General features: G+C 38.2%; 13 protein-coding genes. 12 read left to right on the top strand and 1 reads right to left on the bottom strand.

All coding sequences use genetic code 11. The annotated features are described in order from the left end of the window. Positions 1–334 precede the first annotated feature (334 nt). Positions 335–577, top strand: a complete 243-nt coding sequence (locus ACLIBG_RS14775; protein ID WP_439313530.1) for a hypothetical protein — start codon at positions 335–337, stop codon at positions 575–577. Between the two features lie 326 nt (positions 578–903). On the opposite strand, the gene ACLIBG_RS14770 is transcribed toward ACLIBG_RS14775, so the two are convergent. Continuing rightward, on the bottom strand, positions 904–2,016 hold the full coding sequence (locus ACLIBG_RS14770) for an NAD(P)/FAD-dependent oxidoreductase (RefSeq protein ID WP_439313529.1): 1,113 nt from the start codon (positions 2,014–2,016) through the stop codon (positions 904–906). Positions 2,017–2,267: 251 nt separating this feature from the next. On the opposite strand from ACLIBG_RS14770, the gene ACLIBG_RS14765 reads away from it, so the two are divergent. From ACLIBG_RS14765 to ACLIBG_RS14715, 11 genes are all read left to right on the top strand, one after another. Then, entirely contained in the window at positions 2,268–2,828 is a 561-nt protein-coding gene (locus ACLIBG_RS14765) for a hypothetical protein (RefSeq protein WP_439313528.1), read from the top strand. Between the two features lie 158 nt (positions 2,829–2,986). Then, positions 2,987–3,913, top strand: coding sequence for a manganese-dependent inorganic pyrophosphatase (locus ACLIBG_RS14760; RefSeq protein ID WP_439313527.1), 927 nt, complete (start codon positions 2,987–2,989; stop codon positions 3,911–3,913). Positions 3,914–4,801: 888 nt separating this feature from the next. Then, the gene (locus tag ACLIBG_RS14755) at positions 4,802–5,080 is read left to right on the top strand and encodes a DUF485 domain-containing protein (RefSeq protein WP_439313526.1); all 279 of its coding nucleotides are present in this window, start codon (positions 4,802–4,804) and stop codon (positions 5,078–5,080) included. A gap of 1 nt (position 5,081) precedes the next feature. Further along, on the top strand, positions 5,082–6,629 hold the full coding sequence (locus ACLIBG_RS14750; protein ID WP_439313525.1) for a solute symporter family protein: 1,548 nt from the start codon (positions 5,082–5,084) through the stop codon (positions 6,627–6,629). Beyond that, positions 6,617–8,377 carry a LytS/YhcK type 5TM receptor domain-containing protein gene (locus tag ACLIBG_RS14745; RefSeq protein ID WP_439313524.1) on the top strand — a complete coding sequence of 587 codons (1,761 nt, stop codon included), beginning with the start codon at positions 6,617–6,619 and terminating at the stop codon, positions 8,375–8,377. The genes ACLIBG_RS14750 and ACLIBG_RS14745 overlap by 13 nt, the downstream gene beginning before the upstream one ends. After that, positions 8,374–9,096: a LytR/AlgR family response regulator transcription factor gene (locus tag ACLIBG_RS14740; RefSeq protein ID WP_439313523.1), complete on the top strand. Its 723-nt coding sequence runs from the start codon at positions 8,374–8,376 to the stop codon at positions 9,094–9,096. The genes ACLIBG_RS14745 and ACLIBG_RS14740 overlap by 4 nt, the downstream gene beginning before the upstream one ends. 371 nt (positions 9,097–9,467) lie before the next feature. Then, complete coding sequence (locus ACLIBG_RS14735) at positions 9,468–9,644, top strand: hypothetical protein (protein ID WP_439313522.1); 177 nt, start codon at positions 9,468–9,470, stop codon at positions 9,642–9,644. Between the two features lie 14 nt (positions 9,645–9,658). After that, positions 9,659–9,961, top strand: a complete 303-nt coding sequence (locus ACLIBG_RS14730; protein ID WP_439313521.1) for a DUF4212 domain-containing protein — start codon at positions 9,659–9,661, stop codon at positions 9,959–9,961. Between the two features lie 48 nt (positions 9,962–10,009). After that, positions 10,010–11,674 (top strand): sodium:solute symporter family protein, encoded by a 1,665-nt coding sequence (locus tag ACLIBG_RS14725; protein WP_439313520.1) that lies wholly within the window; start codon positions 10,010–10,012, stop codon positions 11,672–11,674. Beyond that, positions 11,655–13,556: a DUF294 nucleotidyltransferase-like domain-containing protein gene (locus tag ACLIBG_RS14720; RefSeq protein ID WP_439313519.1), complete on the top strand. Its 1,902-nt coding sequence runs from the start codon at positions 11,655–11,657 to the stop codon at positions 13,554–13,556. The genes ACLIBG_RS14725 and ACLIBG_RS14720 overlap by 20 nt, the downstream gene beginning before the upstream one ends. A 193-nt stretch (positions 13,557–13,749) precedes the next feature. Further along, on the top strand, positions 13,750–14,406 hold the full coding sequence (locus ACLIBG_RS14715; protein WP_439313518.1) for a 3'-5' exonuclease: 657 nt from the start codon (positions 13,750–13,752) through the stop codon (positions 14,404–14,406). The last annotated feature ends 409 nt before the right edge of the window (positions 14,407–14,815 follow it).

Here is a 14,815-nt window from a genome sequence, read left to right as displayed (position 1 = left end):
GTGATTTCCCTCCTGGATTTGGTTTTGGTCGACTTTAATTCTAAAGGGAAACTCACTTGTTTTCTATTTTTATACTAAAAAATAGTGTTAGTGAATTTTCTTCACCAACACTATTTATTGTAGAGCCCAAATTTTGGGGGAGGCGGCTTTACTCATAATCGAAGATATAGAAAAAACTCATTAACAATTGACTAAGTGGAATGAACTTTATTTTTTAAATTCTCATTGATTTCATCGCATAAATGAGCAGAGTCTATTATTACGATAAGTTTATTACAATGGATATTTGATGAATGAATATATAAAGCAACCCATGTTGGAACAGGGCTGCGTGGTGGGTTATGCTCGTTATCGTACGGATAATAGTCAACCGGCCCGACTCACAGGATTCGGTTTATTATTGAAACGTGGGTTATTGGACTTTTATATAGGTGGACTTGTTGTTTATTACGGATTAACAAGCTATAACCCCCACCTTTCTGTGTGGAAAATTAAAGGTCATGAACGAACTGAAATTACCGTTGAGAAAGTATGGACGGTTAAATATCTAATGAACCCGAATGTACTGTATTTTTAATTATAGCGATAGAATCATTATTATTGCTCAATGCTGAATCCAGATCAAATTCTAAAATTACGTATTGTAGCAACAGCCATGCTAAAATTAAAGTCCCTATTGTTACTAGTATGACTAATGCTACAGCTATCTTTCCCTTCATATGCTGTCCTCCTTTCGGTTTTCTATAAGTGATATCAACGCTTGAAATAATATTAATTAGTTTAATGCAATACGAGAAGGTAGCCACGGTATTGCTGTGAATAAAAAGCTATTCGTTAAATGGATATATGTATATAACGAATAGCTTTATCTCTTGTGCAATTATATCTTGTGTGAAAAGTTGATTAAAGTGCTTTTGATATATGATAATCTTCCAAATTAATGTCAAGTGTTTTGTTTAGCGCAATATTCGCTAGTTGACTTCCGACAAAAGGACCAGTTGTAAGTCCGGATGCCCCAAGACCATTCGCAATTATTAAACCTTTTATGTTAGGGATGGGACCAATAATTGGCAAAGAGTTTTGTGTAAAGGGTCGAAAGCCTACGCGTGTTTCTAAAATCGTACTATCAGCTAAACGTGGCATAATTTGTAATGCTTTGGTTAATATTTCATTTACACCACCAGCTGTTATGCGGGAGTCGAATCCAGCCTTTTTTTCATGGGTTGCACCGATGACTATACGGTTTGAGTCCAATGTTAAAAAGTATTGGTTATTCGGTGGCATGACTACAGGCCAGTTACGTGTATCCGTATTAGGAAGTTCTAAGTGGATGATTTGGGCTTTTTGCGGGTACACATTGATTTCCACGCCTATGGGCTGAAGCAATTCTTTCAACCAAGCTCCTGCTGCAGCAATGACGAGTTCTGCTTTAATGAGCTTGTTATTGAAAACGACTCCTTCTATTCTATTGTTCTTATAGTGAAGTTCAGCATTCTCATCGATAAATGTTGCCCCGTGTTTTTTTGCACCCTTAATAAGCGCGTGTCTTAGTGCTCTGCCGTCTACACGTGCAGCGCCACTCACGTATATCGAATGGTATGAATCGTCAACTAATGGAAAGCTTTCATTTGTTTCTTCAGGTTTGAGTATGTTAATTGTACCGATTTCAGGAGCATCTATTTTTCGATTTAACAAACGTTCCTCTGCGGATAGCAATTTCTCCTCATTTGTAAACAGGCTAATTGCACCTACTTTTTTATAACCGGTTTGACTTTCACCATCAGTTTTCAATTCATCAATGAGTTGAGGATATAATTTAGCTCCGTTTTTGGCAAGGTGATACCAAGCTTTATTTCTTCGTTGAGCGAGCCAGGGACAAATAATGCCGGCCGCAGCATTCGTGGCCTGTCCGTCCTCGGTTCGGTCAATGACAATTACTTCGGTGCCTGCTTTGGCCAATTTATATGCTGCTGTGGCTCCGACAATACCGGAGCCGATAATAATTACCTTTTTCATAAATTTACTTCAAATCCTTATGTAACCACATTTTAATTCAGAACAATTGTAACATGAATACAATCTATGTTTAAATATATACGCTTTATAGTAAACATGGTACATTAGATGGAGAACAATAGATCTAGCGAGGATGAGTGAGTGAGAATAGAAAAATCAAGTAATGGGTTTGAAAAGCTGTCGTTTGTATAATACAATTCATTAGGAAAAAGTATGGAATATTAACTTGATTTACAAAGGGGTTTGCTTTGTTGCGAAACAAAAGGATTTTTGGATGGTTTGGTTGGAGTTTAGTTACAGTTACTGTCGTCGTAGGTATCGGCGCAATGCTTGTTTTTTTCAATTTGTTTGGCCTCAATATATTTGAAGATCAATCACAGTCAACAAATAATGTGGAAAAAGGCGAGGTTGAGCAGATGTCTACTGAAATGAATGAACTTGTTCAGCAAACACGCGAAACGGTTGGGGAGGAATATAAAGATACTGTGGCCTTTATTTCGGACATGCACGATTTTTATAATAAGACTACGGGTTATGGGGCAATTAATTCATTGGACTGGGAAGAGCAGAAGGAACAGGCGGAATACGTGGGGGGATTTATTGATGAAACGTTACCAGTCATCGAGAATAAGCGTTTAAAAACTGATCTGGAAACAATACAAAAACTTGCTCAATCTGCCCGTAATGAGAAGGATGCCGAATTAATCCGTGACTTACACCGCATGTTTCATGACTTGGATATAGCGTTAAATAAATATAGCAATTACGATAAAATCTGGGATGTAACGGAAACACTGAAAATGCAAAATTGACTGGATATATGGTTAACTTCTATAGTTACAAGTGGAAAAATAAAGCGCTTTTACATATCTGTTCGGCTTTAAAATACTACTTTTAGCGGACAAATTGTGTTAATCTTATAGGTAGAATAAGATTAAAAAGATAATAATTGTAAGGAGAGTACATTAGAATGAAAGCTTTAATTTTTGGACATAAAAACCCTGACACTGACTCTATTTGTTCAGCATTGGCTTACGAAAGTTTGAAAAAGAAATTAGGATTTTCAGTTGAAGCAGCCCGTTTAGGTGAAGTGGGTAAGGAGACACAATTCGCGCTAGACTATTTTGATATAGAAGCACCGCGATTGATAGAGAAAGTAGAAGATGACGTGGATGAGGTCATATTGGTTGACCATAATGAGTTTCAGCAAAGTGTGGATAATATTAAAGAGGTACGTATTGCTGAGGTAATTGACCATCACCGCATTTCCAACTTTGAAACGAAGGAGCCACTATACTTTCGTGCAGAGCCTGTTGGCTGTACAGCTACAATATTGAACAAAATGTATCAAGAAAACAATGTACTTCCTTCAAGAAGTGTCGCAGGTTTATTATTATCGGCTATCATTTCGGATTCACTACTTTTAAAATCCCCTACATGTACGGAGGAAGATGTTCAAGCTGCAAATGAATTAGCTGAAATTGCTCAAGTTAATCTGAATGAATATGGTCTTGAAATGTTAAGAGCAGGAACGGATTTGAGCGATAAATCAATTATAGACTTATTAACGATGGATGCAAAAGAATTTACAATGGGTAATGCGAAAGTGGAAATCGCTCAAGTGAATGCAATTGACATTAACCAAGTATACGAAGCTCAAGCAGCGATAGAAGAAGAAGCAAATAAACAGATCGCGAATAAAAGTCTCGATTTGTTTTTATTCGTTGTTACCGATATCTTGAATAATGATTCTGAAGTGTTAGCACTTGGCAATGCGAAAGTAAATGTTGAACAGGCATTCAATGTTGAATTGATAAATAATCGCGCACTGCTTAAAGGGGTAGTTTCCAGAAAGAAACAAATTGTTACTAAATTAACAAATACCTTTACAAAGTAACCACTCGCGTCTAAGAAATCCGGACATGATATCGTTAGAGAAACGTATCTTGTTCGGCTTTTTTAAAAAGGTAAGAATGTATATAATTTTGTGCATAGCTGTCTAGCTTCGACGTACAAATTTTTTCGATGGGACGAAAGCGTAGCTACAGTCCCAGGATGTTCTAGTGCAAATCTTTTCGGTGGGGCGAGCATTTACGCGCAGTCCCAGGCGGCGCCACAAATGTTTTCGGTGGGACGAGCATTCACGCGCAGTCCCAGGACGTGGCGTTCTAAGCCTGCCAGCCCAGAAACTAGGCGACTTCCCGCAGCGCCTTACGATAAAGAAGACTTGCCGATTGGCTTCAGCCAGAGGCTTAGTCGCCCTTATGCCCTTGGGTGAAAGTCATCATCGTTTCGCACAGGTAAAGGAGGGACAACTAAATACGCCCTCCCGCGCCAACGTTGGCATACCCCTTTTGCAGGGGCATGATTCCTTTTAGATGAACAATCTTACGCCTCTAGCGTAAGATTAGTGAATCTTATACTCTGGAGTGAATCTCAGGAAGATTTGGAGTGTTCGATTAAAACCGCCACTTTGCGTGGCAAATCTTTACGGTGGGGCGAAAGCGAAGCTACAGTCCCAACATCGAACCACCAGCTCCCGTCTGGCGCAGTCGCTACGTTTCTAGCCAGGGCGCTTGCGCTTTTCTTTAGCGCATTGCATTTTAGTTTTATTAGAACTATTTACATAGAATATCAATATTGTAAGGTTACTAGAGCAAATAATACGGTGTAGGTATAAATGGACAGTGCGTTTCTGTTATTTTAGATTAAATAGAGGAAGTTTCAAGTTATTGTCGAAATATAGTACAGTTAAGGAAATATTCAAGTATTGGGGAATCAGTAAATGCATACGCAGGAAATGTTATTTGAAAAACTGTTAAAACGGAAAAAGCGGTTTGTTATTATTGCGGTCGTTTTTTTTATGTCATTTTATTTTTTGTTACCGCTTTCAATAACCTTTTTCCCTAAAATTATGAATGAAGATTTTTTTCATGGATTAACACCAGCTTGGATGTTGGCTTTTGCACAGTTTATTGTTGTGTGGTCACTTGGGGCGCTGTATTTGTGGAAGGCCAAACAGTTTAATGTAATAATAGAAGATATAAAAAAAGCGGGTCATTAATATGAATCTGACCTATTTCGTTTTTTTTCTATTTATTTTAACGGGGACATTAATAATCACGTATTGGGCAGCTGAAAGAGGAGGAACTACGAATCAGTTTTATTCCATGTCAGGGAGTTTAACTGGTTTTCAAAATGGTTTGGCAATTGCCGGTGACTATATTAGTGCGGCTTCCTTTTTAGGGATTGCCGGTGCAATTGCGCTAAGTGGTTTTGACGGCTTTTATTACTCTATCGGTTTCCTAGTTTCCTATTTGTTACTACTATTTTTGATTGCGGAACCAATCCGAAATCTTGGTAAGTTTACACTAGCAGATGTGATTTGTAGCCGCTTTCCCGGTAAGCAGATGCGAATTATCGTATCATTAAGTACGCTGTCCATCTCAATACTCTATATTATCCCCCAACTGTCTGCGGCAGGACTATTAATTAAATTATTGCTTGGTATTGATTATGCAACAGCTGTCATTGTTATAGGAGGGTTAATGACGATTTATGTTGCATTCGGGGGAATGATAGCTACCTCATGGGTACAAATTATAAAAACGGTGTTTCTAACAGGTGCTGTATTTTTATTATCATTAATCGTGTTATCTAGATTTGATTGGAATATGATTAATTTACTAGAAAAAGTGCAACAAGGAACCCCGTTAGCGGACGGTTTCTTTAAATCCGGAAACCTATTCAGCAGCCCGCTGGAAACGATCTCTTTACAATTGGCGCTTATTTTTGGGACAGCTGGATTACCTCACATTCTCGTACGTTTCTTCACAGTGAAGGATGCATCTGCTGTTAGACGATCCGTTGTGACGGCGACCTGGATTATTGGCTTGTTTTATGTGATGACTTTGATTTTAGGATTTGGCGTGATTGCTTTTGTCGGTTGGGATACATTAATGCTAATGGATCCAACGGGAAATTTATCCGCGCCAATATTGGCAAGTGCACTTGGCGGAGACTTTTTGATGGCATTTGTGTCAGCGGTTGCATTTGTGACTATTTTGGCGGTAGTTACCGGGCTCGTAATAGCAGCGACGTCGTCATTTACTCATGATATATACAATCATGTATTGAAAAAAGGGATTGCAAGTGAGAAGGGGCAGCTCCGAGTTGCTAAACTGGCAGCTGTTTTAATCGGGTTTATTTCAATTGTTTTGGCATTAGAATTTAAGGAAGTGAATGTCACATTTCTCGTGTCGTTGACATTTGTTGTTGCTGCCTCAACGAACCTGCCACTAATTGTATTTACGTTATATTGGCGGCGTTTTAATATGACCGGAGCGGTGACAGGGGTTGCGACCGGATTTAGTGTATCGATATTGTTTGTGATGCTTGGTCCGGAAATGATGAATTCAAGCAATGGCTGGCTGTTAAAAGAAGCAGTGATTCCACTTTCCAACCCTGGTATTATAACGATCCCGTTAGGATTTCTTGGAGCCATTGTAGGTACGTTAGTTAGTAAGCCGGAAAAGAATAAAGAGCATTTTGATACTGTTTTTTTCAAAGCATTGACCGGTTTTGAAAAGAAGGTGAAGAATTGGAACAATTAACAATTACTTTTTTTGAAAGAATCGGTCTTTTACTTTTATTTGCTTTTTTGTTAACAAGAATTCCGTCTTTACGCTATTTGCTTGACCGGGAATTAAATGTACAGACAATCATATACCATTCGATTCTTTTTTCGGTATTTGGAATTGCTGCCACGCAAGTCGGTGTTGTTGTCACTGGTCTTGAAGTGGAAACTCATCTTTGGGTGTTCCAGTTAAATGAAAATGAGATGCTAGTTGGTTCTTCGCTTATCGCTATTGTGATTGCTGGACTGTTGGGTGGACCATTGGTCGGTCTTGGCGCGGGATTGATTATTATGTTGTATCTGTACACGTTAGGTGGCGAAATGTGGTTTGCAAATGGGGTTGCCAATCCAATTTCCGGTCTTGTTGCTGGTTTTACAGCCAGATTTTTCTCACATGAGCGAGTGATTGCTCCACAAAAGGCACTGTTTATCGGTATGTTTATCCCGATTTTACAAATGGGGTTATTGCTTATTTTTACGTCTACACCGAATGAGACGGTTGAACTTGTTAATATGATCGGTATCCCGCTTGTTATTACGAACAGTATTGCGATAGCCATTTTTACAACAATGATTCGATTGGCTCTGAATGAGAAAGAGCAGGAAGCGGCTTTGGAAACGGAACGAGCATTAAAAATTGCTGAGCAAGCATTACCTGAATTAAAGCAAGGTCTCCATTATGACACCGCTACTACGATATGTCAGATGTTATATGATGAGCTTGGAATTGCGGCTGTTTCGCTAACAGATCAGGATAAAGTACTTGCACATATTGGCAGCGGAGAAGATCATCATCGGCGGGGAGAGGAACTTAAGACGACCTTATCATTACAAGCAATCTTAACCGGTGAAATTCAAATTGCGTATGAGCCAGAACAGATCCAGTGTCGTGAAAAGAAATGTAAGCTCCAAGCAGCCATTATCGTTCCATTTCGACAATCCGGTGAAACAACAGGTACGATCAAACTGTATTTTAGACGTTCCCAACAAATCCGTGCTATTGAAATTGCCCTGGCGAAAGGACTAGGAACATTGATCTCAAATCAGCTTGATGTTGTTGCTTCTGAAAAAATGAAGGCGTTAATACAAGAAGCAGAACTGAGGAATTTACAAGCACAAATTCAGCCGCATTTTCTTTTTAATACGCTGCAATCGATTGCATCTTTGGTTCGCGTGAATCCGAAACAAGCTAGACACATCGTCGTACAGCTTAGTATATTTATGCGCTTAAATGTGAAAATGACATCCATATCACTCGTTCCACTTGAACAAGAAGTGGATCATTTGAAAGCCTATTTAGAGATTGTAGGTGTTCGTTTTTCTGATCAATTATTGATCTACTTTCATATTGATGAAGGGATTACAGATGCACTTATTCCTCCGTTCACACTACAACCGTTAGTGGAAAATAGTATTCAACATGGGTTGAAAAATATGGCGCGGAATGGTGAGATTCACATACGAATTAAGGAGGAGAACGAACAAGCACTAGTCGAGATTTATGACAATGGCAGTGGAGTGCCACAGCAGTTGTTAAGTCGACTTGGAAAGCATCCTCTGAGTGAAGCAAGTGGGAATGGAATTGGTGTTTATAACGTGAATCAACGCTTGATTCATTTGTTAGGAGAAGAAGCAAGTTTACGATTTCAGAACCTTGAACAGAAAGGCTTATTCATTTATTTTAAAATACCTTTAGAAGTTAAGAGAGAGGGGGAAGGTGCGTGAAAATTAAAGTTATGATAGCAGAAGATGAACGATTGGCAAGGGAAGAATTGGCATATTTTATTCAGCAAGAGGAAGATTGCATTTTAACACCAAGTGCAGAAAATGGGCGGCAACTGTTGGAGCTATACGATCAATATAATCCGGATGTAATTTTTTTGGACATTCACATGCCACAAATGTCAGGCACAGAAGCAGCGCAACAAATAAAAAAGAACAGTCAAGATGATAAGTTTGACCCATTACTTATTTTTACAACAGCGTATGATGAATATGCTGTTAATGCATTTGAAATAGGAGCATTAAAACCTTATGCATCCGATCGTTTTAAAGAGGCAATGTCACGAATACGTGAACGACTGCCAAACCGAAGGAACAAGAAGCAGCAATCAAATAAATTACTTGTTGATGATGGGGAAAAAAAGGTGGTTGTTGCACCGGAAACTATATTTTATGCTGTTAAATCAGATAGAGTTACTGAAATTCATACCAATCATAATATTATTCAGGCAAAAATGACATTACAAGAAATGGAGGAAAAGCTAAGTGGCTATCCTTTTTTTAGGTCACATCGAAGTTTTTTAGTTAATGTTGATAAAATTCACGAGATTAAACCATGGTTTAATGGTGCTTATAATCTCATGCTCAAAGATGATAAAAAGTCAGAGATACCGCTAAGCCGTACATCAGCGAAGGCTTTATTTCAAATGCTGCAAAAATAAACCGGATAAAATGAAACCTCTTTCAATGATGGTTTCTTTCTTCCCTACGGAGTGAACAAAGGTATAAGTTCACAGGAATCGAGCCATACAAGCGCGTTGTAAACCGATGCGATGGAATTAATCTGTTATTCTTAGGGCCCTACCTTAACGTTTACTTTCTCACGTTAGAGGTGAGGGTATTACATCTTGTTAATACGTAATAAACACAAGACCAGTTCAATTTGGACTGGTTTTTTTGTTTTTAGTGCAACATCTATGACAAGTAAGGCACGTTTTTGAACATTCTGTGAACGAAATTATAGTAATGGGAATCTTCGAATTATAATGAATGTAACTAGTTATTAAATCAAACTTATAAAGGGGGAAAGGGGATGTTCTATGCATTAATTGCTCTTATCGTGATCAGTATTTTTCTATTTGTGAAACGTAAAAAGCCAGGCTACTTACTGTTGCCTATTGCAGCGATGGGTGTTTATGTTGTCGTCCAAATCGCGCTTGTTCCAATGGGTTTTTTTGAAACAATTAAATTTATTTTTAGTTTACGATAACGGAGGTGTCGAAAATGAAAAAGGTGGATAAAAAAGTTGCAGATGCTTATTTTCGGGAACGTGTAGGTTGGATTATTTTCTTTTTTATCATTTGGTTCATTGCTTCATATGGTCTTGTTTTTTTTGCAGTTCCATTAACTAATTTTACATTTCTTGGATTTCCATTTAGTTATTATATGGGTGCACAAGGAACAATTATTGTATTTATTATTTTGTTGTTTGCAAACGCCTTTGTTAGTGGCAAGATCGATAAAAAATATGGCATCAATGAGGAGAGAAATGAAAAGATCAGTAGTGAAAAGAAAATTGATCTTTAAACCATTGTAGTTTAAAAACTATTTTTACCTTAAAAGGGGGTATGTTCGTTGGATACACAAACGATTGTGTCATTATTACTTATTTTTGCGACATTTGGGATTTACATCGGAATTGCTTTTTTAACTAGAGCAAAACAAACGTCTGATTTTTATGTTGCAGGGCGCGGTGTTCCTGCAGTTTGGAACGGGATGGCGATAGGTGCCGACTGGATGAGTGCCGCTTCTTTTATAGGAATGGCAGGAACCTTGATGGTACTAGGTTACGATGGTCTTGCGTATTTAATGGGGTGGACAGGAGGTTATTTATTTTTAGCAATGCTATTGGCTCCACAACTTCGTAAATACGGTAAGTATACAGTGCCAGAATTCATTGGTGACCGTTATCGCAGTACTACCGCCCGTGTTATCGCTGCGGTCGCGACGATCATCATTAGTTTTACGTATTCCATTGGTCAGCTTGCAGGTTCGGGGGTCGTCATTGGACGTTTATTTGAAATTGATGCGGCAATCGGAACGATGATTGGTGTTGTCTTAATCGGGATTTATGCTGGCATGGGTGGAATGAAAGGGATTACTTGGACGCAAGTTGCACAATATATCATTTTAATTGTTGCCTACTTAATTCCAATAATATTTATTTCATTGCAAATGACAGGTAATCCGTTGCCATGGCTCTCATATGGCGATGTCGTCGGTAAACTCGGCGAAATTGATCAAGGGTTAGGTCTTTCAGAATACTTTATGCCATTTGAAGAGAATACGAAGTGGCAATTTTTAGCTCTCATGTTCACATTAATGTTTGGTACAGCAGGCTTACCACATGTTATTGTTCGCTTTTTCACAGTGGCAACAATGAAAGCTGCTCGTTGGAGTGCGGCATGGGCATTAGTTTTTATTGGCTTATTGTATTTATCAGCACCGGCATATGCAGCCTTTTCTCGCTTTATTTTAATGACGCAGGTTGCAGGCAGTCCGATCAATCAGCTTCCTGCTTGGACTAATTCGTGGATTGATACAGGTTTAATGTCAGCTGCTGATGGGAACGGCGATGGAATCCTTCAGTGGAGTGAATTAGTCATTGCTAACGATATGGTTGTTATGGCCACACCTGAAATAGGAAATCTTGGAATCTTTGTTATCGGTTTAATGGCTGCTGGGGCGATGGCTGCAGCATTATCTACAGCAGGGGGATTAATGTTAACGCTTTCTTCATCATTCGCACATGATATTTATTACCGGGTATTTCGTCCAAATGCCTCCGAGAAGAAACGCTTGACTGTTGCACGTTGGTCGATTGTAATTGCAGTTGTAATAGCCGGAATTACAGCTTTAAATCCTCCGGGAGTTATTACCCAAATCGTAGCTTGGGCTTTTGCAATTGCAGGAGGTACATTTACCCCGACATTAATTCTTGGTATTTGGTGGAAACGTTCAAATACGCAAGGTGCTATTTGGGGAATGCTTGCAGGTTTAGGTGGTTCATTAGGTTACATTTTCCTATCAAATTATGCAGGTCTCTCCACTCTAGGCATTATTGATACAGGCGCAGGTATCTTCGGGGTTACTGCAGGTGTCTTGACGAATGTGATTGTATCACTGGCTACCGAGGAACCACCTGTAGACATGCAGGAAGAAGCGCTTGATATGCGTTATCCTGAACAAATGACTTACAAAAACGGTGAGGTTTGGATGGATGACGAATCCGTTGGATAAAATGAACAGAATTTCTAATCATCCTTTGTTTCAATCGTTATCAGAAAAGACGTTTCAGGAATATATGGAATCGTGTTCGTTTTTAACGTACGAAGAAAATGACGTCATCCTGGCAAAGGAAAAGAAAAGGGATGGATTGCACTTATTGCTGGAAGGAATGGCGGAAATCTATGTTAATAGTGAAAAGTTAGCTGACGAAGAAGTATTAGAAGTAATAAAAATAGGTGAATTAATCGGATTGTCTAGTATTAAAGAATTTCTTGGAAATGTTGAAGATCAAGATAAACCTTTTGTAGAGGTGCGCGCATTGGAACAATGCGTGTGCCTCTATCTCCCTTATTCGGTACTGGAAAAAATGTGGGCATATGAGCCAGTAAAAGATTACATCCTTCGCCAAGTTGCTATTCGATTAAAAGATATTTATGATTCACTTATCGAACAGGTTTCGATTCAAAGGCAGTGGGGCGCAAGTATGCCTTTCATCCATCGCGTTCAAGATATGATGAATGCTTCTGTAGTGACAGCATTAACAACCGAACGACTAAAAGAAGTTGCCGGCAAGATGAAGGATTCTCGTGTTAGCTCAGCATTAGTCTTAACAGACAATCGGATTGAAGGCATAGTAACAGAAAGAGATATCGTCCATTCAGCTGTTGCGAAAAACCTTTCGGGTGAAACAGAAATTGAATTTTTAATGACAAAAAATCCGGTGACAATTGCATCTGATGCTTATTACTATGAGGCACTTACGACATGTCTTACCCATGGCATAAAGCATTTACCTGTTGTGAACGGTGGGGAACTTGTAGGTATTGTGACCCTATCTGATTTAATGAGAAAAAGCAATTATCGCTATTTTGATCTCATCGCTCAAATAGAAGAGACAGCAAAGGCACGGATCGCCGATGCTTCCATTGCAATAACTACTGTTCTTGCAAAGCTTCTCGATGATAAGGTACCAGTTGTACATACTCTTGAAGTAGTGACAAAGCTATATGACAGACTCTTAAAAAGAGCTGTTGAATTGTCAATTCAATCACTTCGAGAAAAAGGGCTAGGTGAACCCCCTTGTGATTTTTGCTGGTATTTAATGGGCAGCGGTGGACGCGGTGAACTATTTATGCCAACCGATCAAGATCATTTTCTCGTTTATGAAAAGGATAGCAAAAAAAATGGTGATTATTTTTCTCAGCTAGGCATCGAAATTGTTCTCATATTGGAAAAAGCAGGCTTTCGCCGTTGTGAAGGTAAAATGATGGCTTCTGAAAACAATTGGAATGGAGCATTTTCCGAATGGCAGCAACGTGTTCATCGATGGCAAATTCGTTCAACAAATGATGCCATGCTACTTGCACAAAGTTTTTTCTCACAGCGATTTTTATTTGGTAGTCGACAATTGCATGAACAATTTACAAAAATGATAAAACAGTCAATGAAACAAGGTTCCATTTTATTGTATCGCATGGCACAACTTGAAAGGGATCGTCCTATCCCTAATTTAGGTACGCCTGTGCGTTCACTTTTAGGTGTTGAACGAAAGCAATTGGATATGAAAAAAGAAGTGCTATTTCCTTTCCACCATGCTATTCAACTCAGTGCACTAAAGTATGGAATTGTTGAAGGAACACCGCTTGAGAAGGTTGCTCAACTTGTAGAGAAAAATGTTTTTACCAGACAATTTGAACGTGATATTCAGGATGCTTTCTATGATTGTATGAATGTGTACGTTATGAAAAAATGGGAAAGCCGATTGAAGAGAGATTCTTTTTTAAAGGGGATTCGTTTTAGCCATTTGTCCACAAGAGAAAAAAGTGGGCTCATCCAATCGTGTAAAACATTGCGCTCTTTACAACAGTACATGCTAATGGAGTTTGGTTTATAATTTAACTATCATTTATATAAGTCTCCCACTTTATGAATGTTGAGATGAATAATGGATAGCCAATTCTTTACAGGCTCAAATCTCAACCGAATAAAATTAAAAAGATCATGTGTGCCACAATTTTTATTAAGTAAGAATATAAATATTCAGGCGTAATTACTTAAGGGAGACTTACATTGAAGGGTTGATTCACATGCTATTAAAGAAAAGACGAATTTGTTGTGAAATGAATGATGCTATACCACTTTCTACACCACTTGAAGAAATATCATTTACTGTATTTGATACTGAAACGACAGGATTTCAAGTGAATAAACAGGATCGTTTAATTGAAATTGCAGCAGTAAATATTGAACGACTGAATGTCAAAGAGGAAACATTCCATTCATATGTACAACCACATCGTCAAGTTCCAGAGGAGATTAATGAACTTACGGGAATATGTGATCAGATGCTTGAGAACGCACCTAATAGTGATAAAGCGATTAAACAGTTTCTTCAATTTGTAGAAGCAAATAATAGTTCAGCACTTGTTGGACACTTTGTGATGTTTGATAAGCTCGTACTTAAAGAAGATATAAGTAAACAAGGCTATCGATTTGTACCTCCAAAAATGATCGATACACTCGATTTAATCGGTTATTTAATTCCCTCATGGAATATTCAAGACTTGGAGCATTGTGCGGTTAATTTTGGTACGAAGGTATATAATCGACACACTGCATTAGGTGATGCATTAACGACTGCATATTTATTCTGTGAACTTGTTCGCCAATTTTGTGAGCGTGGTTATAAGACGTGGAATGATTTACTTTTTGCATGTGATTATGGGAATAGAATATATGGTTGATAGGAAAAGGATTGAACATAACTAAAGTAGTCTACATTCCAAAGCGCATAAAAGCCTTCGACCTTCATACCGTTCGCATTATTCAATGATTAAAACAATTTATATATTAGCATTCTAGACACAATTCATTCATGACATTACTCTATTCATTTACATTATAAAGTAAGCGGTTTCTATATCAATAAAAAATCTAAGGTTATCTTATTGCATCAATACAATGGTAGCTTACGATTGTAGACTTACATCTCATAAAAAAAAGGTATCTAAGAAAGTAAATAACTTCACTAGCGTTGCATAAATGTATTTTAATTATTCGGTAAATTATTTATTTCTCTATAAGACAAAAAAGATAACAACCTAATAAAGGTGGCACTGTCCATTTGGTAAAATTATACATTTAATACTTGGG

The organism is Virgibacillus sp. W0181, from assembly GCF_051846915.1.
Lineage (GTDB): Bacteria > Bacillota > Bacilli > Bacillales > Amphibacillaceae > JBPYCR01.
This window is presented reverse-complemented; position numbering and strand designations above follow the sequence as displayed.